The organism is Rhizobium sp. N731 (assembly GCF_001664145.1).
In the GTDB taxonomy this organism is placed as follows: Bacteria; Pseudomonadota; Alphaproteobacteria; order Rhizobiales; family Rhizobiaceae; genus Rhizobium; species Rhizobium esperanzae.
Genome location: NZ_CP013601.1, coordinates 1,171,261 through 1,193,434 on the forward strand (window position 1 = coordinate 1,171,261; position 22,174 = coordinate 1,193,434).

At 63.0% G+C, this 22,174-nt stretch carries 23 protein-coding genes and 1 pseudogene; 14 read left to right on the top strand and 10 right to left on the bottom strand.

Annotation, left to right across the window (positions count from 1 at the left end):
* Positions 1-30 precede the first annotated feature (30 nt).
* Positions 31-774 carry a phosphoadenylyl-sulfate reductase gene (locus AMK02_RS05805; protein ID WP_064806008.1) on the bottom strand — a complete coding sequence of 248 codons (744 nt, stop codon included), beginning with the start codon at positions 772-774 and terminating at the stop codon, positions 31-33.
* Positions 775-1,196: 422 nt separating this feature from the next.
* On the opposite strand from AMK02_RS05805, the gene AMK02_RS05810 reads away from it, so the two are divergent.
* The 3 genes from AMK02_RS05810 to AMK02_RS05820 all read left to right on the top strand — a co-directional run bounded on the left by AMK02_RS05810 (position 1,197) and on the right by AMK02_RS05820 (position 2,624).
* Positions 1,197-1,643: an RrF2 family transcriptional regulator gene (locus tag AMK02_RS05810; protein ID WP_064801100.1), complete on the top strand. Its 447-nt coding sequence runs from the start codon at positions 1,197-1,199 to the stop codon at positions 1,641-1,643.
* A gap of 114 nt (positions 1,644-1,757) precedes the next feature.
* Positions 1,758-2,144 (top strand): DUF6152 family protein, encoded by a 387-nt coding sequence (locus tag AMK02_RS05815; RefSeq protein WP_064801102.1) that lies wholly within the window; start codon positions 1,758-1,760, stop codon positions 2,142-2,144.
* Positions 2,145-2,150: 6 nt separating this feature from the next.
* Complete coding sequence (locus AMK02_RS05820; protein ID WP_064801104.1) at positions 2,151-2,624, top strand: DUF6644 family protein; 474 nt, start codon at positions 2,151-2,153, stop codon at positions 2,622-2,624.
* Positions 2,625-2,635: 11 nt separating this feature from the next.
* Here AMK02_RS05820 and betA read toward each other — a convergent pair whose 3' ends face one another.
* From betA to betI, 3 genes and pseudogenes are all read right to left on the bottom strand, one after another.
* The gene (gene betA / locus AMK02_RS05825; RefSeq protein WP_064801114.1) at positions 2,636-4,285 is read right to left on the bottom strand and encodes a choline dehydrogenase; all 1,650 of its coding nucleotides are present in this window, start codon (positions 4,283-4,285) and stop codon (positions 2,636-2,638) included.
* 168 nt (positions 4,286-4,453) lie between these two features.
* Positions 4,454-5,917, bottom strand: coding sequence for a betaine-aldehyde dehydrogenase (betB, locus tag AMK02_RS05830; protein ID WP_064801116.1), 1,464 nt, complete (start codon positions 5,915-5,917; stop codon positions 4,454-4,456).
* A 157-nt stretch (positions 5,918-6,074) separates the two neighbouring features.
* A pseudogene (betI, locus tag AMK02_RS05835) lies at positions 6,075-6,668 on the bottom strand (transcriptional regulator BetI); the annotation flags it as partial.
* A 171-nt stretch (positions 6,669-6,839) separates the two neighbouring features.
* Between betI and AMK02_RS05840 the strand changes: the two are divergent.
* The 4 genes from AMK02_RS05840 (at position 6,840) to AMK02_RS05855 (ending at position 10,885) form a co-directional block, all read left to right on the top strand.
* Entirely contained in the window at positions 6,840-7,388 is a 549-nt protein-coding gene (locus AMK02_RS05840; RefSeq protein WP_064801120.1) for an HdeD family acid-resistance protein, read from the top strand.
* 195 nt (positions 7,389-7,583) lie between these two features.
* Positions 7,584-7,826, top strand: coding sequence for a ribbon-helix-helix domain-containing protein (locus tag AMK02_RS05845; protein WP_064801122.1), 243 nt, complete (start codon positions 7,584-7,586; stop codon positions 7,824-7,826).
* Positions 7,827-8,054: 228 nt separating this feature from the next.
* Positions 8,055-9,803 (top strand): GGDEF domain-containing protein, encoded by a 1,749-nt coding sequence (locus AMK02_RS05850; protein WP_237350470.1) that lies wholly within the window; start codon positions 8,055-8,057, stop codon positions 9,801-9,803.
* A gap of 77 nt (positions 9,804-9,880) precedes the next feature.
* Positions 9,881-10,885, top strand: coding sequence for an NAD(P)H-quinone oxidoreductase (locus AMK02_RS05855; RefSeq protein WP_064801125.1), 1,005 nt, complete (start codon positions 9,881-9,883; stop codon positions 10,883-10,885).
* 93 nt (positions 10,886-10,978) lie between these two features.
* On the opposite strand, the gene AMK02_RS05860 is transcribed toward AMK02_RS05855, so the two are convergent.
* Positions 10,979-12,400 carry an MFS transporter gene (locus AMK02_RS05860; protein ID WP_064801126.1) on the bottom strand — a complete coding sequence of 474 codons (1,422 nt, stop codon included), beginning with the start codon at positions 12,398-12,400 and terminating at the stop codon, positions 10,979-10,981.
* 102 nt (positions 12,401-12,502) lie between these two features.
* Between AMK02_RS05860 and AMK02_RS05865 the strand changes: the two genes are divergently transcribed.
* Positions 12,503-13,138, top strand: coding sequence for a helix-turn-helix transcriptional regulator (locus AMK02_RS05865; protein WP_064801128.1), 636 nt, complete (start codon positions 12,503-12,505; stop codon positions 13,136-13,138).
* A gap of 27 nt (positions 13,139-13,165) precedes the next feature.
* Here the strand turns inward: AMK02_RS05865 and AMK02_RS05870 are convergent, their stop codons facing one another.
* Positions 13,166-14,377, bottom strand: a complete 1,212-nt coding sequence (locus AMK02_RS05870) for an MFS transporter (protein ID WP_064801129.1) — start codon at positions 14,375-14,377, stop codon at positions 13,166-13,168.
* Between the two features lie 764 nt (positions 14,378-15,141).
* Between AMK02_RS05870 and AMK02_RS05880 the strand changes: the two genes are divergently transcribed.
* Complete coding sequence (locus tag AMK02_RS05880; protein ID WP_064801130.1) at positions 15,142-16,149, top strand: asparaginase; 1,008 nt, start codon at positions 15,142-15,144, stop codon at positions 16,147-16,149.
* 32 nt (positions 16,150-16,181) lie between these two features.
* Here the strand turns inward: AMK02_RS05880 and AMK02_RS05885 are convergent, their stop codons facing one another.
* Positions 16,182-16,934 (bottom strand): DeoR/GlpR family DNA-binding transcription regulator, encoded by a 753-nt coding sequence (locus AMK02_RS05885; RefSeq protein ID WP_064801132.1) that lies wholly within the window; start codon positions 16,932-16,934, stop codon positions 16,182-16,184.
* Between the two features lie 123 nt (positions 16,935-17,057).
* Here AMK02_RS05885 and AMK02_RS05890 point away from each other — a divergent pair, with 123 nt between their 5' ends.
* Both AMK02_RS05890 and AMK02_RS05895 read left to right on the top strand, forming a co-directional pair.
* Complete coding sequence (locus AMK02_RS05890; RefSeq protein ID WP_064806012.1) at positions 17,058-17,414, top strand: hypothetical protein; 357 nt, start codon at positions 17,058-17,060, stop codon at positions 17,412-17,414.
* Positions 17,415-17,692: 278 nt separating this feature from the next.
* Positions 17,693-18,313, top strand: coding sequence for a glutathione S-transferase family protein (locus tag AMK02_RS05895; protein ID WP_064801133.1), 621 nt, complete (start codon positions 17,693-17,695; stop codon positions 18,311-18,313).
* A 16-nt stretch (positions 18,314-18,329) separates the two neighbouring features.
* Here AMK02_RS05895 and AMK02_RS05900 read toward each other — a convergent pair whose 3' ends face one another.
* The 3 genes from AMK02_RS05900 to AMK02_RS05910 are packed head-to-tail and all read right to left on the bottom strand — an operon-like array spanning position 18,330 to position 20,985.
* Entirely contained in the window at positions 18,330-19,133 is an 804-nt protein-coding gene (locus AMK02_RS05900; RefSeq protein ID WP_064801135.1) for an ABC transporter permease, read from the bottom strand.
* A gap of 2 nt (positions 19,134-19,135) precedes the next feature.
* Positions 19,136-19,936, bottom strand: a complete 801-nt coding sequence (locus AMK02_RS05905; RefSeq protein ID WP_064806014.1) for an ABC transporter permease — start codon at positions 19,934-19,936, stop codon at positions 19,136-19,138.
* Positions 19,937-19,983: 47 nt separating this feature from the next.
* Complete coding sequence (locus AMK02_RS05910; RefSeq protein ID WP_064801137.1) at positions 19,984-20,985, bottom strand: ABC transporter ATP-binding protein; 1,002 nt, start codon at positions 20,983-20,985, stop codon at positions 19,984-19,986.
* A gap of 93 nt (positions 20,986-21,078) precedes the next feature.
* On the opposite strand from AMK02_RS05910, the gene AMK02_RS05915 reads away from it, so the two are divergent.
* The 3 genes from AMK02_RS05915 to AMK02_RS05925 all read left to right on the top strand — a co-directional run bounded on the left by AMK02_RS05915 (position 21,079) and on the right by AMK02_RS05925 (position 22,071).
* Positions 21,079-21,327 (top strand): hypothetical protein, encoded by a 249-nt coding sequence (locus tag AMK02_RS05915; protein ID WP_064801139.1) that lies wholly within the window; start codon positions 21,079-21,081, stop codon positions 21,325-21,327.
* A gap of 65 nt (positions 21,328-21,392) precedes the next feature.
* Positions 21,393-21,608, top strand: a complete 216-nt coding sequence (locus AMK02_RS05920; protein ID WP_064806016.1) for a DUF2945 domain-containing protein — start codon at positions 21,393-21,395, stop codon at positions 21,606-21,608.
* 1 nt (position 21,609) lies between these two features.
* On the top strand, positions 21,610-22,071 hold the full coding sequence (locus AMK02_RS05925; RefSeq protein ID WP_064801142.1) for a DUF2231 domain-containing protein: 462 nt from the start codon (positions 21,610-21,612) through the stop codon (positions 22,069-22,071).
* Positions 22,072-22,174 lie beyond the last annotated feature (103 nt).

Below are 22,174 nucleotides of genomic sequence, written 5' to 3' on the forward strand. Positions count from 1 at the left end.
CGCCCTGATTGGGAAAGCCGTGAGGGTTGATTATTGTGCGGCGACCACCGCGGAGGCCTCTTCGGCGACGTGCAGACCGCATTCGCGCTTCTCGTCCTGCTCCCACCACCAGCGCCCGGCGCGCTCCGGCTCGCCGGGCTTGATCGCCCGGGTGCACGGCTCGCAGCCGATCGACGGATAGCCGCGCCCATGCAGCGGATTGACCGGCACGCCGTTTTCCGAAACGAAGGCCTTGATCGCCTCCAGGTCCCAATCGGCGAGCGGATTGACCTTCAAAAGGTGGCGTTCGGCATCATATTCGGCAAAGGGCGTCTCGGCGCGGTTGGCCGATTGGCCGCGGCGCAGGCCGGTGATCCAGATCGTTGCACCCTCGAGAGCGCGCGCAAGCGGCTTCAGCTTGCGCACGCCGCAACAGGCATGCCGTGCCTCGACGCTTTCGTAGAAGCCGTTGAGGCCGTATTTCGCTGCGTAGGCGTCGATATCGGCCTTTTCGGGAGTGAAGCGCTGGATATGGATGTCGTATTGGGCTTCGGTCTCGTCGATCAGCGCCAGCGTCTCGGCAAACAGCCGGCCGGTCTCAAGCGTCGCGATATCGATCGGCAGGCGGTGCGTGCCGATCTCGGCGGTGATTACCTGATCTTCGATGCCGAGTGAGGTGGTGAACACCACGCGGCCACCAAAGCCCGCCACCAGCGACAGACGTCCGGCAAGGTCGAGACCCGCCAGCTTATCGTTCAGCGCCTCGGCCTGCGCTATTGGATTGGTAACAGTCATCAGAATCCTGTCCTTTGTTGAGCAGGAGTATCGCAGTTCGCGCATGCATCGCACAGAAAAAGGGATTTCGAAAGCTGCGGCAGGAGGAGCAAATATCTCTCCGAAGCTGCCGCAATGCAAAAAAACAGCCGCCCGGCAGAGAAAATCCGCCTCGGCTGCCTGAATGTCTATAAATTTAGTAGAGTTACACGCAGCCTGTCAATCCGAAATCTGAAGTGATGCCGAAAAAGATGCGGGAGGCGCTGATTTGGCGTAGATTGCAAGGGCTTGGCCGAGCGTCAAAAACGAGGCCAAAATGCTTGTCCCTCAAGGCTTTCTGCTGGTGCGTTCAAATTCCGTTCATGCTGGTTGTGCCATAGAGGCAAATGTGCTCGTGAAGCGGCGCGGGAATACGCGCCGCCTGTGTGTGTCGACGGTCTGAGATGATTACGCAAAAGGCGAAATATGCGCTGCGGGCGCTGACGGTTCTGGCTGATGCCGATGCCGACGAACCCGTGATGATTTCCGATATTGCCGCGCAGCAGAAGATCCCGAAGAAGTTCCTCGAACAGATCCTGCTCGACCTGAAACATCACGGCATCGTCGTCAGCCGCCGGGGCAAGCAGGGTGGTTATCTCCTGCTCAAGCCCGCCCACACCATCACCTTCGGCGAAATCCTGCGCATCATCGACGGCCCGATCGCACCGCTGCCGTGCCTGTCGATCACAGCCTATCGCAGGTGCGACGATTGCGACGGCGAACAGACCTGCGAAATCAGGCACGTCTTCGCCAAGGTGGCCGACGCCACACGCAAGGTGCTGTTCTCGACGACCATCGCCGATGCCGTCGGTCCGAGACAGGGCGCCGAAGTCACCCGCCTGCTGGCCTGAGCACCAAGGCTCGGAGAATGGCGCTGGGCGTCTCACCTTCAACATTTGGTGAAATGGCTTTTCTCGCCGCCGCAATGCTCCACCTGCCTGCCCATTCGGGTAGGGAGAACAATTATGTTTGCACTTTCGACAAAGCATGGGCTGGCCGCCGTCGGACTGTCTGTTGCCCTTGCAACCAGCGCTGCCGCCCATCACGGCTGGTCATGGGCCGAGGCGGACCAGATCGAGCTGCGCGGCACCATCGAGAAAATATCATGGGGCGGGCCGCATCCGACGCTCGATGTCGCCACCGCCGATGACGGCCTCTGGCGTGTCGAACTCGGCAATCCGCGTCAGACCGAACGCTCCGGCTTCGTCGAGGGTGTCGCCAGGTCCGGCGACCAGGTGGTCGCGCTTGGCAACCGTTCGCAGGATCGCAACGAGAAGCGGATGAAGGCCGTGCGCATCAGCATCGGCGACAAGCGCTATGATATCTATCCCGACCGTATCCGGACGAACTGATCCGCCGTGATCGCCGTCCTCGAATGGCTGTCGGCCACAGCGCCCGCGGTTGCGCTCAGGCGCTCCGCAACGCTCTACATGTTCGTCAATGCCGGCCATATCCTGGCGATCGGCCTTCTCGTCGGCGCCATCCTGCCGCTCGATTTCAGGCTCACCGGCTTCTTCCGAAAGGTGCCGGCGCAGATCATCGCGCCATTTCTGTCGCGTGCGGCGGGCATCGGCCTTGCCGCCGCTGTCGTCACCGGCTTCGGCCTCTTCAGCGTGCGTGCGGTCGAATATGCCGCCAATCCCGCCTTCCTCGCCAAGCTCGCCCTGATCGGGTTCGGCCTTATCAACCTCCTGACGGTTCATCTCGGGCAAGGGTGGAAAACACTCACCACCAGCGGCCGCATCCGGCCGGGCCTGCGCTTTTCTGCAGCCCTGTCGGCGGCGAGCTGGATCGCCGCTCTATTGGCCGGGCGGTGGATCGGATTTCTCTGACTCCGAGGCTGTTACCGATCGCTCACCGCCGCCCGCGGGTTGATCCACGGCTCCTGGTTGGAGCGCGCCAGCGGCTGCTTGCCGAGGATATGATCCGCCGCCTTCTCGCCGGTCATGATCGACGGGCCATTCAGGTTGCCGTAGGTGACATGCGGAAAGATCGAGCTGTCGGCGACGCGCAGGCCATCGACGCCGATCACCCGGGTCTGCGGGTCGACCACTGCCATCGGATCGTCCTTCGCCCCCATCTTGCAGGTGCCGCAGGGGTGATAGGCGCTTTCCAGATGTTCGCGCAGGAAGGCGTCGATCTCCTCGTCGCTCTGCACGCCTTCGCCCGGCTGGATCTCCGGGCCGCGATAGGCGTCGAAGGCGCTCTGCCCGAAGATCTCGCGGGTCAGCCGCACGCAATGGCGGAACTTCTCCCAGTCTTCCGGATGGCTCATATAGTTGAAGCGCAGCACCGGCTCGGCCTTCGGATCCGGCGAACGCAGCGTCACGCTACCGCGCGATTTCGACAGGTTGTAGCCGACATGTACCTGGAAACCATGGCTTTTGGCAGCCGCCTTGCCGTCATAGCTGATTGCCACCGGCAGGAAATGGTACTGGATATCCGGCTGCTTCAGCCCGGGTGCGGAGCGCAGAAAGGCGCAGGCTTCGAACTGGTTTGAGGCGCCGAGCCCGCCCTTCGATAAGAGCCATTGCGCGCCCGCCACCCCCTGCCAGAACCAGGGCAGCCAGGAATAGAGCGACACCGGCTTGGTGCTGACCTGCTGGAAATAGAATTCCATATGGTCCTGCAGATTGGCGCCGACGCCCGGCCGGTCGGCCTTCACCGCGATGCCCATGTCCTTCAGATGCTCGGCCGGTCCGATGCCCGACAGCATCAAGAGCTTCGGCGAATTGAAGGAGGAGGCCGCGACGATCACCTCGCGGTTGGCCTTGACCACCTCGATCCTGCCGCCGCGCTCGATCTCGACGCCAGTCGCCCGCCCGTTCTCGATGACGATCCGGCGCGCCAGGCCGTAGACGATCCCGACATTGTCCCGCTTCAGCGCCGGTTTCAGATAGGCATTGGCGGCAGACCAGCGGCGCCCGGCAAAGATGGTCTGCTCCATCAGCCCGAAGCCTTCCTGCTTGCTGCCGTTATAATCCTCGGTCGTCTCGAAGCCCGCCTGCTTGCCGGCCTCGATAAAGGCGCGGAACAGCGGATTGGTGAAGCCGCCGCGCTGGACATGCAGCGGCCCGTCGGTGCCGCGCCAGCCCTCCTCGCCGCCATGCGAATGCTCCATCCGCTTGAAATAGGGGAGGACGTCGGCATAGGCCCAGCCGCTGGCGCCGAGTTCCTCCCAGCGGTTGAAGTCCTCCGCATGGCCGCGCACATAGACCATGCCGTTGATCGAGGAGGAGCCGCCGATCACCTTGCCGCGCGGCGCGGTGATGCGCCGGTTGTTGAGATTCGGTTCCGGCTCGGAGAGATAGCCCCAATTATAGCGCTTCATGCTCATCGGCCAGGCAAGTGCGGCCGGCATCTGGATGAACGGCCCGAAATCGCTGCCGCCCGCCTCGATGACGATGACGGAATTCTTGCCGTCTTCCGACAGGCGATAGGCGAGGGCGGACCCCGCCGAGCCCGAGCCGATGATGACGAAATCTGCTTGCATGGTTTTTCTCTCGCACTTTGTTCAGGCGTTGCGCCGTGTCGCCCCCTCATCCGGCTGCCGCCACCTTCTCCCCGAGGGGAGAAGGGACGTGCCGCGGCCTCTCGACTCCTCTTCTCCCTTGGGGGAGAAGGTGCCCGGAGGGCGGATGAGGGGGCTGCTTGCGCTGACTTAGTAAGGCGCCGCCACCGGCCCCAGGCCGACGTAAACCGTCTTCAGCTCGGAATAATGCTCGAGCGCCGCCAGCGAATTCTCCCGGCCGAAGCCGGATTGTTTCGAGCCACCGAAGGGGATTTCCACCGGGCAGAGATTATAGGTGTTGATCCAGAGCGTGCCGGCCTCCAGCCTGTCGACGACGCGGTGGGCGCGGGTGAGATCGGCGGTGAAGACACCGCCGGAGAGGCCGAATTCGCTGGCATTGGCGCGGCTGATGACCTCGTCCTCATCGTCGAAATCGAGCACCGACATCACAGGCCCGAAGATCTCCTCGCGGGCGATCGTCATGTCGTCGGTAACATCGGCAAACACGGTCGGCTGCACGTAATAGCCTTCCCCGGAGACATTGTTCGGGATGCCGCCGCCGGCGACAAGCGTCGCGCCCTCGGCCTTGCCCTTCTCGATATAGGCGATCACCTTTTCCCGCTGCGCCCACGAAACCATCGGACCGATCTGCGTCGCCTCATCCAGCGGATCGCCGATCAGCATCGCCTCGGTGCGCGCCTTCAGCCGCTTGAGGAACTCGGCCTTAACAGCCTTCTGCACGAAGACGCGGGTGCCGTTCGAGCAGACCTGGCCTGTGGAATAGAAATTGCCGAGCATCGCCCCGCCGACCGCCGAATCGAGATCGGCATCGTCGAAGACGATGAGCGGCGACTTGCCGCCGAGCTCCATCGTCACGTGCTTGAGGTTGCCGGCCGCCGCGGCCGCGACCCTGCGGCCCGTCGGCACCGAGCCGGTCAGCGACACCTTCGCGACATCGGGATGGTTGACGAGCAGCGGCCCGGTGTCGCGGTCGCCCTGGATGACGTTGAAGAGCCCCTTCGGCAGCCCCGCCTCATGCAGGATCTCGGCGATCTTCAGGGCGCCGAGCGGCGTGTTCTCGGAAGGCTTGAACACCATGGCATTGCCGCAGACAAGCGCCGGGGCAGCTTTCCAGCAGGCGATCTGCTGCGGATAGTTCCAGGCGCCGATACCGACGCAGACGCCGAGGGGCACCCGCTTGGTATAGGCAAAATCCTGGCCGAGCGGGATATGGGCGCCGTTGAGGCCGGCGGGTGCGACGCCGCCGAAGAATTCGAAGGCATCCGCACCCGAGGTCGGGTCGGCCACGATCGTTTCCTGGATCGGCTTGCCGGTGTCGAGCGTCTCCAGTTCGGAAAGCTCGCGGTTGCGTTGGCGCATGATCTCGGCGGCGCGCTTGAGGATGCGCCCGCGCGCCATCGGGCTCATTGCCGCCCATTCCGGCTGAGCGCGCTTGGCCGCAGCAATCGCCTTTTCGACAATTGCGGGCGTTGCCGCATGCAGCCGGGCGATGACCTCGCCGGTGGCGGGATAGAGGCTCTCGATGACGGTGCCGTCGGTATCCTCGACATATTCGCCGTCGATGAAGTGCGAGGCTTTCGGCTGGGCTTTCATGTCATTTGTCCTTGGGGTGTTCGATGTGGTCGTCCCTTCTCCCCTCGGGGAGAAGGTGGCCCGCAGGGCCGGATGAGGGGGCGGCAATCTCGGCCTTTCGGCCGTTCGCTCCTGCGTCGCTCACCCCCTCATCTGTCCTTCGGACATCTTCTCCCCGCTGGGGAGAAGGGGAGGTGGCGGCTAGAAGCGCGTTCAGATAATCCTCCGTCAGCGCGATCGAGGCATCAATGCCGATCGGCGCCGATTTCAGACTTTGCCTGATATAGAGCCCGTCGATCATCGCCGCAGCGCCCTCGGCGATGCGTTCTGCGGCGTCGGCCGGCAGCAGCGCCTTGAGGTCGGCAAGCAGGTTCGAACGCAGCCGGCTGGCATAGATGACCAGAAAGCGCCGCGTCTCCTCGGAGCGCTGCGCTTCGGCATAAAAGGCAAGCCAGGCGGCAATCGTCTCCGGTGCGAACTGGTCGGCGTGGAAGCTGACACGGATCACCGCCGAAAGCCGCTCGCGCGGCGTCTTCGCCGCTTTGAGCGCTGCCACCGTATCGCTGCGCAACTGTCTCAGCAGCGAGCGGATCGTCTCGATCAGCAATTGTTCCTTACTGCCGAAATAATGATGGGCGAGGGCAGGCGAGACGCCGGCCTGCCGGGCGATGTCGGACATGGTGACGGCAAGCGAGCCGTGATCGCCGATCACCCGCAGCGCCGCATCGACAAGCGCCTTGCGGCGCACCGGCTCCATTCCGACTTTCGGCAAGGCCGCAACTCCCTGAAAACGGCGCCATGTTACTTCTGGCCATATTATCTCTACCCATATTATTTTTGATTGATTGATCAATCAATAAAAATCTTTCTTGCGTGCCGCCCGCGGCCGCATCTTCCCCCGGGCCATTGCTGCAACATATTCAAAGCTACGGGAGGTGCGTTTATGGCCGATGTCTTCAACGAAACGCCGGCATCCCAGCTGCAGTCGAAATGGATCTGGTTCGTCGGCCTCGGCGTGCTGCTCTTGGTCTGCGGTCTGATCGCGCTCGGCAACCTGATGCTCGCCACTGTCGTTTCAGTCTATTACGTCGGCATGCTCATGCTGTTCGGCGGCGTGACCTATCTCGTCCATGCCTTTCAGGTCCGTGGCTGGGATCATGTGCTCTTCTGGACCCTGAGCGGCCTGCTCTATGTGTTTGCCGGCATCGCAGCCTTCGTCAATCCGATCCTGACATCGGCGGCGCTGACGCTGTTTCTATCGCTCGCCCTCGTCATCGCCGGCGTCTTCCGCACCTGGGTCGGAAGGCGCATGAAGCCGGCCAAAGGCTGGGGCTGGATCGTCGCAAGCGGCGTCATCACCGCGCTTGCCGGTTTCGTCATCGCGCTCGGCTGGCCGGTCAACAGCCTCTGGGTCCTCGGCCTGTTCCTGGCCGTCGATCTCATTGTCCAGGGCTGGACGATGATCGCCTTCGGCCTCGGCATCCGCAGCTGAAACGGTGGAAAGCCGTTTCTTTTTTGACAAGGACATGACGGGGGATTAGACTTTAGGGATTAGGGCCGATCCGGGTTATGCGGACGGTTTCCGTACGAATGCACCACAGCACCGGCGCAATCGCCGAGATGCCGAAAATGGTCATGCGTCCCCCAAAGGCAGGGTACTGCCTGAAGAAAAAAAGGGAGGAAGTTCATGCCGATGGTCACCGTTTCCCTCTCTCCGCAACAGGCAGCGGGCATCCGCGCCGCCGTCGACACGGGTGGTTACGCCTCGAGCAGCGAGGTCGTCCGCGAGGCGCTTCGCCTCTGGGATACCGCCCGCAAGCTCGGCGAAATCAAGGCAGATCTCCTCGACGACGAGAGCGTCGCCTCCGGCGGCAGATGCGTCGCCGACATGTTTGCCGATCATGAAGCGCAGCGCCGTCGCTCCGCCTGAACAAGCGCCTGATTGTACTGGGTAATTCGAATTCACGCGGAACGCGTGTCGGGGATTCGCGTCTTTCACAAAACTTTCATATTGGCGAAAGGGTTCATTGATCCTTCTGCGGCAAGTTCCTGAGCAAGAAGAACAAGTCGCAGTGGAGATCGGCCCACAATGAAGACTGCAATATCTTTGGCTGGCGCCGTCGAGCCGGGCGTGCTCCGCCGTTATGCGAGCGATCAGATGGTAACCCTTGCCAAGCTCGTCGTCGAGAACGCCTTCCAGCCGATCGTCGAAGCCGGCACTGGTACTGTCTTCGGTTACGAGTCCCTGATGCGCGGCCAGGAGCGCATCGGTTACGAAACGCCGGCCGACATACTGGACGAGGCGCATCGGACCGGTCAGCTGCTGCAGCTCGAACAGATGGTTGCCAGCCGCGCGCTTGCCAAGTTCGCGACGCTGTCGAATTTCTCCACCGCGACGCTGTTTCTCAATCTCGATGTCCGGCTGATCCCCGATGGTGAGCGCCTGGTCGAGAGCCTGCTGCAACACCTGCGGACGGCCAATATTCCGCCGTCCTCCATCTGTTTCGAGTTCTCCGAACGTTTCGACAATACCAGCGTGCCGGAGTTTGCCGCCCTGGTTTCCACGCTGCGCAAGGCCGGCTTCAAGCTGGCGATCGACGATTTCGGCGTCGGTCACGGCGAGATGAAGCTGCTTTGCGATCATGCCGTCGACTATCTGAAGATCGACCGGCATTTCGTCGCCGAGATCGACCGCAGCCCGCGCAAGCGTCATCTGCTGAAGAGCATCGTCAACATTGCCCATGTGCTCGGCACCCGCGTCATCGCCGAAGGCATCGAGACCGAGGCCGAATTCATCGCCTGCCGCGAATATGGCGTCGATCTCGTTCAGGGCTGGTTCGTCTCGCGGCCGACGGCGCATATGTCGGAGCTGGCGCCATCCTTCCCGCATCTGCAGGAGCTCGGCAAGAGCAAGCGGGCGAGCCAGTCGCTCGACGAAATCCTCATCCGCAAGCAGATCGAGCTCCTGCCGACGGTCTACGAAAACGACAGCATTGACAGCGTCTTCGAACTCTTCCGCCGCAATCCGCGTCAGGCCTTCTTTCCGGTCCTCAACGCCAATGACGAGCCGCGCGGCATTATCCATGAGCATCACCTCAAGGAATATATCTATCAGCCCTTTGGCCGCGATCTCTTGAAGAACAAGATGTACGAGCGCTCCATTTCGCATTTCGTCGAGATGGCGCCGATCGTCGGCCTCGACAGCGATGCCGAGCAACTGATGGCGATCTTCGCAAATATGGAGGGCAGCAACTGCCTGATCCTGACCGACAATATGCGTTATGCCGGCGTCGTCTCCGCCGCTTCGCTGATCAAGGTCATCAACGAGAAACAGCTGAAGACCGCCCAGGACCAGAACCCTCTGACCGGCCTGCCGGGCAATCGCGCCATCCGTGATTTCATGCGCCAGTCCGGCCGCGACGGCGATGAGGTCCGCCATTTCTGCTATTGCGACTTCGACAACTTCAAGCCGTTCAACGATGCCTACGGCTTCCATCTCGGCGACCACGCGATCTCGCTGTTTGCCGCGCTGATGCGCCGCTATTTCTTCGCCGAGCGGCATTTCCTCGGCCATGTCGGCGGCGATGATTTCTTCATCGGCGTCGTCGGCTGGACGAAGGAGGAGCTGACCGAGATCCTCGACCGGCTGATCAGCGATTTCCACGACGACGTGCTCGATCTTTATTCCGACGAGCACCGCGCCGCCGGCCGCATCCTCGGCCACGACCGCACCGGCACTGAGGCCCTGTTCCCGCTGATGCGCTGCTCGATCGGCGTTCTCGAACTGCCGGAAGGCCTCGTCATCGACGATATCAACCGCGTCAGCGCCGAAATCGCCGTCATCAAGTCGGCCGCCAAGGAGAGCGAGGAGGGCCTCGCCTTCCACTTCCTGGGCGAGGCGAATTGACGCCCTTGCCGCTTCCAGCCTTCCCAAGCCGGCCGGGCTGATCTATTCCGAACCTTCTGGATCAGGAGGGTCGCGCCATGTCATTGCCTCAGGAAATGCGTTTCGTCGATCTCAAGTCCTTCGGCGGGCCTGATGTGATGGTGATCGGCAAGCGTCCGCTGCCGGTGGCCGGCGAAGGCGAGGTCCTCGTGCGCGCCGAGGCGATCGGCGTCAACCGTCCCGATATCGCTCAGCGGCAGGGCAGCTATCCCCCGCCCAAGGATGCGAGCCCGATTCTCGGGCTGGAGCTATCCGGTGAAATCGTCGGCGTCGGGCCTGGCGTCAGCGGCTATGCCGTCGGCGACAAGGTCTGCGGCCTCGCCAATGGCGGCGCCTATGCCGAATATTGCCTGCTGCCGGCCGGTCAGATCCTGCCCTTTCCCAAGGGATACGACGCTGTAAAGGCCGCGGCGCTTCCCGAGACCTTCTTCACCGTCTGGGCAAATCTCTTCCAGATGGCCGGGCTGACCGAAGGCGAGAGCGTGCTGATCCATGGCGGCACGAGCGGTATCGGCACCACCGCCATCCAGCTCGCCCGCGCCTTCGGCGCCGAGGTCTATGCCACGGCCGGCTCGACGGAAAAATGCGAGGCCTGCGAAAAGCTCGGCGCCAAACGAGGGATCAACTATAGGAGCGAGGATTTCGCCGCGGTGATCAAGGCCGAAACCGGCCAGGGTGTCGATGTCATCCTCGACATGATCGGCGCCGCCTATTTCGAGCGCAACATCGCCTCGCTTGCCAAGGACGGCTGCCTGTCGATCATCGCCTTCCTCGGCGGGGCCGTCGCCGAAAAGGTCAATCTCTCGCCGATCATGGTCAAGCGCCTGACGGTCACTGGCTCCACCATGCGCCCGCGCGCCGCCGAAGAAAAACGCGCCATCCGCGACGACCTGCTTTCCGAAGTCTGGCCGCTGCTGGAGGCCGGCACGGTCGCCCCCGTGATCCACAAGGTCTTCGCCTTCGAGAATGTCGTCGAGGCGCACCGGCTGCTGGAAGAGGGCAGCCATGTCGGTAAGGTCATGCTGCGCGTCAGCCGAGCATGATGCCGAAAAGTGTGAACGGTTTTCGGGCAACATCATGCTCTAACTTTTTTAATCTAGAACAGGATTCAGGTTTTAGGCCGACTCGGCCTAAAATCATCCTGTTCTGAGGGTCAGCGAGACGCCGACGGCGAGAATGCCCGGCAGCGCCATCAGCAGATAAAGCCAATGCGCCGCCGACAGCGCGCCCGACATGCCGCCCGGATCGACGAGGCCGGCGCCATTGGCGATGACGCCGGCGAAAGCCGCACCGAAGGCGCCGCCAAGCGAGCTCATCGTCGGGATTGCCGCCGAGGCCTTGTCCTGTTCGTTGCTGGCAACAAGCTTCAGCACCATGGCGACGAGATGCGCCCAGCCGAGACCGATACCGAAGCCCATCATCAACATGGCCGCCGCTGCCGGCAGGATGAGCGGCAAATCCCCCTGCGGATTTTCGTTGGCGAGAAATACCGCCACCGAAGCGGTCGCCGCCGCCTCGATCAACGCGCCGGCGACGATCGCCAGATAGGCCTGTCGGCCACTCAACGAACTGCCGAGGAAGGCGGCGAAGGTCCAGCCGACGGCGACCAGCGCCACGAGATAACCGGAGATCAGCGGCGTTACCCCGTGCAGCACCTGCAGGAAATAGGGAATGAAGACGTCGCTGACGAGCACGACGGTCATGGCGAGCATTGCCAGGTAGACGCGGCAAATCGGCCGGGAAAGGCTGACGGCGCCGGACGGCAGCAGCCGGTTGCGGCTTCGGCCCTCGATGCCGAGCATGGCCGAGACCGCGATGACCGAGGCGATGATCAGCAGGGCTTTGATGGCCGTCACGTCGATCGCGCCGGCCGCACTGACCATCAGCACGGCGGTAAGCAGCAGCCCGATCTGCAGGACCGGTGTTCCCGCCTGGTCGCGCTCATCCCTGACCTCGGGCAAAAGCCGCGGCGCCAGCGCCGCCATCGCAAGACCGAGCGGTACGAGCACGATGAAGGCGTAGCGCCAATTGCTGCCTGACGAAAAGAAGCCGCCGAGCGTCGGCCCGATGACGGTCGCCACACCCCAGATCGCCGCATAGAGCGTCGAGGCTTTCGGCCACAATGGTTCCGGATAGACATAGCGGATGAAGGCATAGCCGAGCGCAGCCAGCGCGCCCGTTCCGAGGCCCTGGACGGCGCGGCCGATCAGCACCACCGGCATCGAAGGGCCGATTGCCGCGACCATGCTGCCGACACCGAAGACCAGCGCCGCGATCACATAGACCACACGGAGCCCGATTCCCCGCGGGCGCATGGCGACGAAGATCGAACCGAGAATGGCGGCCGCCACGAACAGGCTCGTCATCCAGGAAATCAGGGCAAGGCCGCCGATATCGCGCACGATCGAGGGGGTGATGGTGGCGGTGATATAACTCTCGACAGCATAAAGCGTCACGCCGCCGGCAAGCATGAAGGTCGCCGGCAGGTGTGCGGGCAGGAACAGGCGGAAGACGGAACTGGCGTTCGGAATGGCAATGGTCTGGTCGATATCGGACATGAGATGCTCCCGATGTTTTTGCTGGCCGATTATTATTTTCCAAGTTATAAATTGGAAAATTGCATGTCGCTGCGATTAAAACAAGACTTCACTTGGAGAAATATGCGTCAGTCCCCGGCCAACCGAATTCTGATCCTGCTCAAGACCGAGGGCCCGCAGCTTGGCTCGGCGATCGGCGATGCACTTGGCATTTCCGGCGAGGCCGCCCGCCAGCAGCTGGCGAAGCTGGCAGAGGAGGGGCTGGTGGAGCCGGTCACCGTTGCCGCTGCCGGCAGGGGCAGGCCGCGTCAGCTCTGGCACCTGACTGCGGCCGGCAATCGCCGCTTCCCCGATGGCCATGCCGAACTGACGGCCAATCTTCTCGGCACCCTCGTCGATCAGCTTGGGGCGGGAGCGCTTGACACCGTCATCTCCGCCCGCGAGGCCGAGACGCTGAAGCGCTATCGCCACGAGCTCGAAAACGCCGGCGACCTTGCCGCGCGCGTCGAGGGTCTGGCCGCGATCCGCACCCGCGAGGGTTATATGGCCGACAGTTGGCAGCAGGCGGACGGCTCCTTCATGCTGGTTGAAAATCACTGCCCGATCTGCGCGGCTGCCACCGCCTGCGCCGGCTTCTGCCGCTCCGAACTCGAAACCTTCCGCGCCGCCCTCGGCGCCGACGTCGAGCGTAGCGAACATATCCTCACCGGCGCCCGCCGCTGCGCCTACCGCATCAGGGCGTTAAGGCATGGCGAGTGAACGTTGATCTTCCTGCGCCGCCTGCAATCAGGCCGGCTGCCGCGCCTGCCGCCTGCTGCTTTCCAGATGGAGCAACGCCCCAATCGCCCCCAAACCCGCGCCGGCGCCGACGAAGGCGGTGCCGGAATAATCGGTGAGCGCTGTGCCGAAGGCGAAGAGCCCGGCGGCGATGCCGGTGCCGATGAAGGTGTTGAGCGAGAGCAGCGAGGTTCCGAGCCCCGGCCGGTCGGCGATCAGATCCTGCAGATAGGTGATCGGCACGCTGAGAATTGCCGCCGCGCCGCAGGCGTTGACGAGCAGCAGCGCATAGATGTGCCATGGCGCGGACGCAAATCCGAGCAGCAGCAGATAGGCGCAATAGATCAGCGCGCCGAAGGCGAGCACATGCGCGGTGCGGAAGCGCCGCTGCGCCAAGCCCCACATCATCATGAACGGCATTTCGAGAAGCGCCGTCAGCCCGGCGATGAAACCGACGTCGGCGACGTTTCCGCCCGCCGCACGGGTGATGATCAGCGGCAGAAGCATGCCGTTCAGCCGCTGCAGCGCGAAAAGCAGCGACATGATGACGACGCGGATCAGCACGTTCGGCATGAAGATCCGTTTCAGCGAAGCGAGGAAACCCACCGGATCGGGAGCAGGGCCGGTGCTGCCGTTGCCGGGGGCGAAGAAGAAATAGAGGCAGAAGCAGGTGCAGCTGGCGAGTGCCGCGATCCCGTAGGCCGGCGTCATCGATGGCGAATTGACGAGATAAAGGCCGATCAGCCCCGGCGCCAGCGCCCAGGAGCCGGAAAACAGCGCCCGCACCGTTGCCGTCACCGCCGCGCCCTCGCCACGCTCCATCTGGTTGGTCCTGGCGCGCAGGCTGGCGAAGAGCAGCGAATAGGTCGAGCCGCTCATCGGCACCAGCAGCAGCGTCGAAAAGATGAAGATTGCCGGGCTGTGGATGATTGCGATCGATCCGAAGCCGAGCATGCCGGCGACCGAAAGCGCCAGCACCAACGGCCGGCGCCCCTTCAGCCTGTCCGACCAGATGCCGAGCGTCAGGCTGGTCGTGACGTTGACGATGGCCGAGAAGAACACCAGCGCCGAATAGGCGCCGTTGCTTAAGTCCAGCTCGTTGATGCCGATGATCGACTGGTAGGGCACGGTCGAGGCGTAGGTAAAAGCAAGCGCGACGAGCGTCACGGCGGGAATGCGGATCCTATTGTCGCGCAGAATCAAGGAAAGAGTGGATGGCATTGGGGCGATTCCTGACGCACCATTTTTAGCCGCGTCCGATGCATCAGAAAAACGATAGTTTTCGATCTGTTCAATCAATTCCGGTGATGATTGTCTGCGTCAGATCTGCGCTGTCAAACTGGAGAGCCAGAAATCGATTTGCCCCATGGGAAGAACGTTTCCGAGGAAACCGGTCAGAATTGACGCAATCGACATCAAAGCCAACCCCAGAAGCGCTCCGAGGATGATTCCAACGCTTGTCCTTTTGGGCCGGCGCGCCAACCAGCATGCCAGACCGAGAGAGGCGAGCGTGAAAAATACCCACAATATGGACGCTGAAATCGATAGACTTGATTGCAAGATGATACCTTCGAATGTGACTCGGTTGCAGGATAGCGTCGCTACGCGTCCGATCTCAAGGCTTGGGTTCACACCGGGCGCGGACATCATACGGTTGGAGCCAGGCTCAAGATCTGGGATGACGGAGGTCAAGGCCGAATTGGCATGCGCAATTATCCTCCTCCGCCCGGCATTGCGGTTCTGCTCCACAAGCCATCCCGAGCCGAGCATCCATGCTGGCCTCCGTTAGCAACGGACATGGATCGCCGGCTCAAGGCCGACGATGACGGAATGCGACGTGACGTCTTTGCCGAACATCCCGCCGCCGCGTCGCGGCGCCGTCAGCAGGAACGCGCGCAGCCACAAACAGACAGCCCTAACCCCGTTGGCTTTCGCGCCCTGACGCGTTATGCCTGCGGCATCCCACCAGCATCGGATGAGAGCCCATGACCAATCCCGTCGCCGTTGAAGTCACCCGTGGCCTGCTCGTCGAAAGCCGTCATCGCGGCGCGGTGGCGGTCGTCGACGGCGATGGCAGCCTTGTCTTTTCGCTCGGCGATATCGACGCCGCCGTCTTTCCGCGCTCGGCCTGCAAGGCGATGCAGGCGCTGCCGCTCGTCGAGAGCGGTGCGGCCGTTGCCTATGGCTTCGGCGACAAGGAACTGGCGCTCGCCTGCGCCTCGCATAATGGCGAGGAAGAACATGTGGCGCTTGCCGCCTCGATGCTGTCGCGCGCCGGCCGGGATGTCGAAGCGCTGGAATGCGGCGCCCACTGGTCGATGAACCAGAAAGTCCTGATCCATCAGGCCCGCACGCTCGACGCACCGACGGCGCTGCACAACAATTGCTCGGGGAAGCACGCCGGTTTCATCTGCGCCTGCTGCCACCGCGATATCGACCCGAAGGGTTATGTCGGCTACGAGCATCCGCTGCAGGTCGAGATCCGAGCAGTGATGGAAAGTCTGACCGGCGCCGTGCTCGGCGCCGAGAGCTGCGGCACCGACGGCTGCTCCATCCCGACTTATGCCGTGCCTTTGCGCAGCCTGGCCCACGGCTTTGCCAAAATGGCGACCGGCATCGGCCTGGAGCCCCTGCGCGCCAAAGCATCCCGCCGCCTGATCGAGGCCTGCATGGCCGAGCCCTTCTATGTCGCCGGCTCCGGCCGCGCCTGCACGAAACTGATGCAGATCGCTCCCGGCCGCATCTTCGTCAAGACCGGCGCCGAGGGTGTCTTCTGCGCCGCGATCCCGGAAAAGGGCATTGGCATCGCGCTGAAATGCGAGGATGGTGCCACCCGCGCCGCCGAAGCCATGGTGGCGGCCACACTCGCCCGCTTCTTCGAGACGGAAGAGACGGTGCATGCCGCTCTGATGGCCTTTGCCGCAATGGCGATGCGCAACTGGAACGGCATCCATGTCGGCGATATCAGAGCGACGTCCGTCTTCTCGGCATGATGCCGAAAACTGTGTGCGTTTTCGCACGATGATTAGGCTGCAGTGATTGTGCTATTGAGATCGCGATAGGGCTTCAGCCGCTCGGCCGGCATCTCGGCCGGCACAATCAGCCCGGCCACCTCGGCAACGCCGAGCACCGGGCAGGGCGAGACGAGGTCGAACTTCTCCTCCGTTAGCAGCACATGCGTTTCGGCCGAGCAGCGGGCGATATGGCGTTTGATCGCCGCTTCCTCGAAATCACCGGTAGAAAGCCCATGCACGGGATGGGCTGCGGTGACGCCGAGGAAGAACAGATCGGGGCGCAGCTGCGAAATCGCCGCCATCGCCGCAGCGCCCGTCGCCACCATCGAATGTTTGTAGAGCCGTCCGCCGGTCAGGATCACCTCGGCCGGATGGTGCTCGAGCTCGGCGGCGATCGTCGGACTGTGGGTCGCGATCGTCAGTCCCATGTCGTGCGGCAAATGCCGGGCGATTTCGGCGGTCGTCGTGCCGCCGTCGAGGAAAATCATCTGCCCCGGCTTGATCATCGCCGCCGCCGTGGCTCCGAGCCGCGCCTTGACCTCGGACGAGACGCTACGCCGCGCGGTAAAATCGGGCAGATCGGGCGAAAGCGGCATCGCCCCGCCATGCACCCGTTTCAAGAGCCCTTCCGCTGCCATTTCCCTGAGGTCGCGCCGAATCGTGTCTTCCGAAAGCGAAAAATCTTCGGCGACGCGCTTGGCAATCACCTGACCGTCACGGCGCAGAATGTCGAGGATCAGATTCTTGCGTTGCGTCGTTAGCATTGTCTTTCCGCACGAAAATTCACGAGATGGCATCATATTGCACGAAATGACTCGACATTCAAGAAATATCGTGCATTTTCGGGAAATCCCGTGCATGAGGCCGGGAGAGTGATGGAGTGGATCATGTTGATATTGATTGCCGGGCCTTATCGGTCCGGAACGGGCGACGACCCGGAAAAAATGGCCGCCAACCTGAGGCGGCTGGAGGAACCCTCCCATAAGCTGTTTGAAGCCGGCCATGTGCCGATGATCGGCGAATGGGTGGCCCTGCCGATCTGGCACGCCGCCGGCGGCAGATCGGTCGGCGATGCGCTCTACGAGCAGATCTTCCACCCGGTTGCTGGCCGGCTGCTGCAGCTCTGCGACGGCGTGCTGCGCTTGGCCGGCGAGTCCAAGGGCGCCGACAACGACGTGCGCATCGCAAGAGAACGCGGCATCCCGGTCTGGCATCGGCTGGAGGATGTGCCGGGTTGCGGCTGAGCGGCGAGCTTGTGCCGGTGATTTGCCCCTCACCCTAGCCCTTGCCGGGGTCGAGCCGCTGGTCTCGACCCGTCCTGCGGACCCCCGGAGAGGGGACGTGCCCTGCGAGAGGCCCGAGGGGACCGAGAGGTCGCGGCATATTCCCTTCTCCCCGTCAGAACGGGGAGAAGGTGGCGGCAGCCGGATGAGGGGCGACTCCGACGCAAGCAAACCCATCTCCCCCGTTCCGGCGCAGCCATCCCTGCGCTATATCTCGTGCCGAACGGGAGACGACAACCATGCTGACATTATATTACGCGTCCGGAACCTGCGCGCTTGCAAGCCTCATTGCCCTGGAAGAATCCGGCCTTGCCTTCGAAACGAAGAAGCTCAGCTTCGCCAATGGCGAGCAGCGTTCGCCGGACTATCTGAAGATCAATCCGAAGGGCCGGGTGCCGGCGCTCGTCACGGATCGCGGCGTGCTGACGGAAACGCCGGCGATCCTCGGCTTCATCGCTGAAAGCGCCCCGACCGCAAAGCTCGCGCCGCTCGGCGATGCCTTCGAAATGGCGCGGCTGCAATCCTTTAACAGCTATCTCTGCTCGACCGTACATGTGAACCATGCCCATCGCCGGCGCGGCTCCCGCTGGGCCGACGAGCCGGCGGCACTCGAGGCGATGAAGGCCAAGGTACCGCAGAATATGGCCGATTGCTTCACGCTGATCGAAGAAACGATGTTCGAAGGTCCGTGGGTGATGGGCGAGACCTATTCGCTCGCCGATCCCTATCTCTTCGTCATGACCGACTGGCTGCCGTCCGACGGCGTCGACCCAGCCCGTTTTGCAAAAGTCAGCGACCACCACGCCCGCATGCTGCAGCGCCCCGCCGTTCAGCGGGCGCTGGCCTTCGATCGGGGCTGAGGCGGAGTCGGCCCCATCAGCCGCCCGCACCCTGGTACTTGCGGGTGGCGTAGCGCCAGTGGGCCATGGCAATGAGCATCCAGACCGGGCCGGCGGCGAGCGTTACGGGGGCGGCCCAATCGCCGAGGATAGGGATGGTTTTGCCGAGCAGGGCGCCGACCGGGACCGAGCTGGTCAGGGCCAGGGGAACAGCGGTGATCAGCGTCAGCTGGATGCTGCCGGGAAAGATGTTGAGCGGATAACGCGTCAGCTCCCAGAAGCCGAAGAAGATCGAAAACAGGTGGTTCGACCGCATCCACATCAGTGCGGTCGCACCTATCATGGTGATCATCGCGCCGGTGAGCAGCGTCGCGCTGACGATTGCGGCAAGCAGGAACGCCACGGACGCGGCAGACCAGGCGAAGTCGACCGACAGGACGGCCCAGCAGAGCAGCGGCACTGCCAGGATGATATGGCCAGCATAGCCGATATTGAGGCCGGAGAAGACGAGATAGGCCCAGGGGCTGAACGGCTTGATGAGCAGCGTGTCATAGGTGCCGAGCCGCACCAGCTCCTCAAGATCGCGCAATTGCACGAAGCTCATCGCCGCACCCAGCGAATAGGCGAGCAGTTGGAAGCTGAAGAGCAGCGCCAGTTCCGGCCAGGTCCAGCCGCCAAGCGTCTGGAAGCGGGCAAGCAGGATGCCGATGGTGGCAAAGACGCTGCCATAGGAGAGGATCTGCGCAAACCGGTCGAGCCAGAAGGCGCCGCGATATTCCATTTGTGAGCGCACATGCATGCGCACCAGGAGCGGAATGACGCGGAGGTGATGGATGAACACGATCAGCCTCCCTGCACGGTGATGCGGCGCGACGCCAGGCGCCACAGCCAGAGCACGCCCAAAAGGAACAGTCCGGTCCAGCCGAGGCCGAGGCCGAGATGTAGCCAGGTGTCGGCCACCGAAAGCCTGCCGAGATAGACGGCATTGGGATAATAGACGACCCAGGCGAAGGGCAGGTGGCGGGCGATCGTCGCTAAGGGCTCGGGGAAGAACCAGAAGGGCACCAGCAGGCCGGAGAACAGATGCAGCAGGGCGCCGAGGATCCAGTCGAGCGAGAAGCTCGTCATCAGCCAGAAGGCGATCAGCCCGAACAGCGCCGACATCAGGAAGATCAGCACGAAGGACAGCGCCCAGAAGACGATGAACATCAGGCCGTGAAACAGGCTTTCCGGCGCCAGCATGCCGTAGAACAGGGCGGTGAAGACAACGGTCGGGATCACCTGCGTCGCTAGCCGGTAGAAAAAGCTGCCGCATTCATTGGCGAAGACATAGAGCGGATAGGAGAGCGGCTTCAGCAGCCAGACGGCGATATCGCCTGTTTTGAGCGACCGGCCGATCTCCCCGATGACCCTTTCCGGACGGGTGGCGCCCATCACAGCCCCGCCGAGCAGCGCGTAGGTCACCATCTGCTGCAGCGAGACGCCGTCGACCACGGTCGCGCCGGCGCCGGCATAGACGGCGAGCCAGATGGCGACGCGAGCGACGACCTGCACCAGTTTGCCGAAAATATTGGCCCAGACCTCGTTGCGGTAGGCGAGCTGCGCGTGGAAGGCGCTGCGTGTGAAGGCCAGATAGGCGATCATAGCGTGGGCGGGCGCCCGGGCGTTGCGTGTGAAGGCGAGATAGGCGCTCATGAGGCCCGGGCTCTGGCATTGCGACCCTGGTAGAAGGTGCGGATGACCTCTTCGATGTCGGGCTCGTGCAGCGCCACGTCCTTGAGGTCGCGGTCGCTGCCGACCTCCGAAAGGATTTTGACCAGCGACACGCCCTCGCGCTCGATCAGATATTCCTTGCGCAAGCCCTCGTCGTTGACGAGCGACGCGGTGCTGAGCCGCAAAGGGCCGGGGTCGCTGGCAAATTCCAGCGTCAGCCGCCGGGCCGAGCCGAGCGCGGCTCGCAGGCTGCGCAATTCGCCGTCGAAGATCAGCCTGGCGTGATCGACCATGATCAGCCGCGGGCAGATGGTCTCAATGTCCTGCAGGTCATGGGTGGTGAGGATGATGGTGACGCCGCGTTCGCGGTTGATCTCGGCGAGGAAGCGCCGCACGGCATCCTTGGCGACCACGTCGAGCCCGATCGTCGGTTCGTCGAGAAAGAGGATCTTCGGATCGTGCAGCAGCGACATGACGATCTCGGCGCGCATGCGCTGGCCGAGGCTGAGCTGGCGCACCGCCCGGTCGAGGAAGGGCGAAAGATCGAGCAGCTCGCTGAAGTGACGCAGGTTGTCCGCATAGCGAGAAGCCGGGATATCATAGATGCGCTGGTGCAGGGTGAAACTGTCGATCAGCGGCAGATCCCACCACAGCTGGCTGCGCTGGCCGAAGACGACGCCGATCTCGCGCGCATTGTCCATGCGGGAGAGATGCGGCGTGCGGCCGAGCACCGAAAGAGTGCCGGCGCTCGGCACCAGAATGCCGGTCATCATCTTGATCATCGTCGATTTGCCGGCGCCGTTCGGGCCGAGATAGCCGACGGCTTCGCCGGCGGTAATATCGAAGCCGATATCGGAAACCGCCTGAACCTCGGTATATTCGCTCGTCACCAGCGTCTTGAAGGCGCCGAGCAAACCCGGAAATCTCTTGTGCTGCCGGAAGCGCTTGCTGACGCCCCGTGCTTCGATCAAAGCCGGCATATCTATTCCCTCGGATGTGAAGCGAGCCGACTCGGGCGGCGATGGGGCTTGCGAACGCAGGCTAGCGCGAAGTGGGATTCGTGCAAGGGCAAGTTGCGTTTCGGCCGTCATTTCGGCCTGATGTCGCCACCACCTTTGACCGATTTCCGCCTGCGCTACATTGAAGGCATGGGCAAAATCTATGCCTTGCTCATCATCGCTGCGGACATCGCGATCATCGCTCTTGCCGGTCGATGGAACACCTCGGATGCCGATCACTATCTGGGCTTCCGCAATCTTCGTTCGCGCGGCAAGCGGCAGGCCTCTTCTCCACAGCTGCGGGTTTCAGCTTGTCGGCCGTGACGGGAACAAACCAGGCCGTCTGGATGTTTGACGCATACTCTGCTGCATCTGACGAGTTGTGCGACATGGCCAAATTTGCTCGGGGAGATCACGTCACCTGGAATTCGGAGGCCGGGCAGGTCTCCGGCCGTATCATCGCGATCCACACCCGGGATTTCGATTACAAGGGCCATCGGCGCCGGGCGACGGAGGCATCGCCCCAGTACGAGATCAAAAGCGACAAGAGCGATCATATCGCTGCCCACAGGCAAGACGCATTGAAAAAGGTCGGAGGACAATAGGATGAACCCGAAAAGCACCTTGAGCATTGCCGGTCACCCGATCCATCCGATGTTGATCCCGTTCCCGGTCGCCGCCTTCGTCGGCACGCTTGTTGTCGACATCGTCTACGCCAGATCGGGCGATCCGGCCTGGGCAGTAGCGACCAATTGGATGCTCGGCGCCGGCCTTGTCATGGCGGCGCTGGCGGCAGTTGCCGGATTGACCGACTTTCTCGGCGACAGCCGCATTCGCGACCTGCGCGCCGCCTGGCTCCATATGATCGGCAATGTCGTCCTCGTCCTGATCGAGGCCGTCAACCTCTGGCGCCGATTGGCCGAAGGTGGCGACTTCATCGTGCCGACCGGATTGGTGCTGTCGTTGATCGCCACCGCCCTTCTTCTGTTCAACGGCTGGAAAGGCTGGGAAATGGTCTATCGCCACCGCGTCGGCGTCAGCGAGGATCCGGCCAATCCGACGAGATAATGAACGGCATGCATCCAACGCCAGCATCCCCGCCCCATCCTTCGAGGCCCCTGCGGGGCACCTTAGGATGAGGCTCTCGGAGCGCTTCGGTTCAGAACCACCA

Coding starts and splice junctions, on each gene's coding strand:
- AMK02_RS05880 (WP_064801130.1), top strand. CDS start 15,142: ATGACCAATCCCGTCGCCGTTGAAGTCACCCGTGGCCTGCTCGTCGAA.
- betB (WP_064801116.1), bottom strand. CDS start 5,917: ATGAAAGCCCAGCCGAAAGCCTCGCACTTCATCGACGGCGAATATGTC.
- AMK02_RS05865 (WP_064801128.1), top strand. CDS start 12,503: ATGCGTCAGTCCCCGGCCAACCGAATTCTGATCCTGCTCAAGACCGAG.
- AMK02_RS05925 (WP_064801142.1), top strand. CDS start 21,610: ATGAACCCGAAAAGCACCTTGAGCATTGCCGGTCACCCGATCCATCCG.
- AMK02_RS05840 (WP_064801120.1), top strand. CDS start 6,840: ATGGCCGATGTCTTCAACGAAACGCCGGCATCCCAGCTGCAGTCGAAA.
- AMK02_RS05815 (WP_064801102.1), top strand. CDS start 1,758: ATGTTTGCACTTTCGACAAAGCATGGGCTGGCCGCCGTCGGACTGTCT.
- AMK02_RS05860 (WP_064801126.1), bottom strand. CDS start 12,400: ATGTCCGATATCGACCAGACCATTGCCATTCCGAACGCCAGTTCCGTC.
- AMK02_RS05885 (WP_064801132.1), bottom strand. CDS start 16,934: ATGCTAACGACGCAACGCAAGAATCTGATCCTCGACATTCTGCGCCGT.
- betA (WP_064801114.1), bottom strand. CDS start 4,285: ATGCAAGCAGATTTCGTCATCATCGGCTCGGGCTCGGCGGGGTCCGCC.
- AMK02_RS05895 (WP_064801133.1), top strand. CDS start 17,693: ATGCTGACATTATATTACGCGTCCGGAACCTGCGCGCTTGCAAGCCTC.
- AMK02_RS05920 (WP_064806016.1), top strand. CDS start 21,393: ATGGCCAAATTTGCTCGGGGAGATCACGTCACCTGGAATTCGGAGGCC.
- AMK02_RS05910 (WP_064801137.1), bottom strand. CDS start 20,985: ATGCCGGCTTTGATCGAAGCACGGGGCGTCAGCAAGCGCTTCCGGCAG.
- AMK02_RS05870 (WP_064801129.1), bottom strand. CDS start 14,377: ATGCCATCCACTCTTTCCTTGATTCTGCGCGACAATAGGATCCGCATT.
- AMK02_RS05890 (WP_064806012.1), top strand. CDS start 17,058: ATGTTGATATTGATTGCCGGGCCTTATCGGTCCGGAACGGGCGACGAC.
- AMK02_RS05810 (WP_064801100.1), top strand. CDS start 1,197: ATGATTACGCAAAAGGCGAAATATGCGCTGCGGGCGCTGACGGTTCTG.
- AMK02_RS05855 (WP_064801125.1), top strand. CDS start 9,881: ATGTCATTGCCTCAGGAAATGCGTTTCGTCGATCTCAAGTCCTTCGGC.
- AMK02_RS05850 (WP_237350470.1), top strand. CDS start 8,055: ATGGTAACCCTTGCCAAGCTCGTCGTCGAGAACGCCTTCCAGCCGATC.
- AMK02_RS05845 (WP_064801122.1), top strand. CDS start 7,584: ATGCCGATGGTCACCGTTTCCCTCTCTCCGCAACAGGCAGCGGGCATC.
- AMK02_RS05805 (WP_064806008.1), bottom strand. CDS start 774: ATGACTGTTACCAATCCAATAGCGCAGGCCGAGGCGCTGAACGATAAG.
- AMK02_RS05905 (WP_064806014.1), bottom strand. CDS start 19,936: ATGATCGCCTATCTGGCCTTCACACGCAGCGCCTTCCACGCGCAGCTC.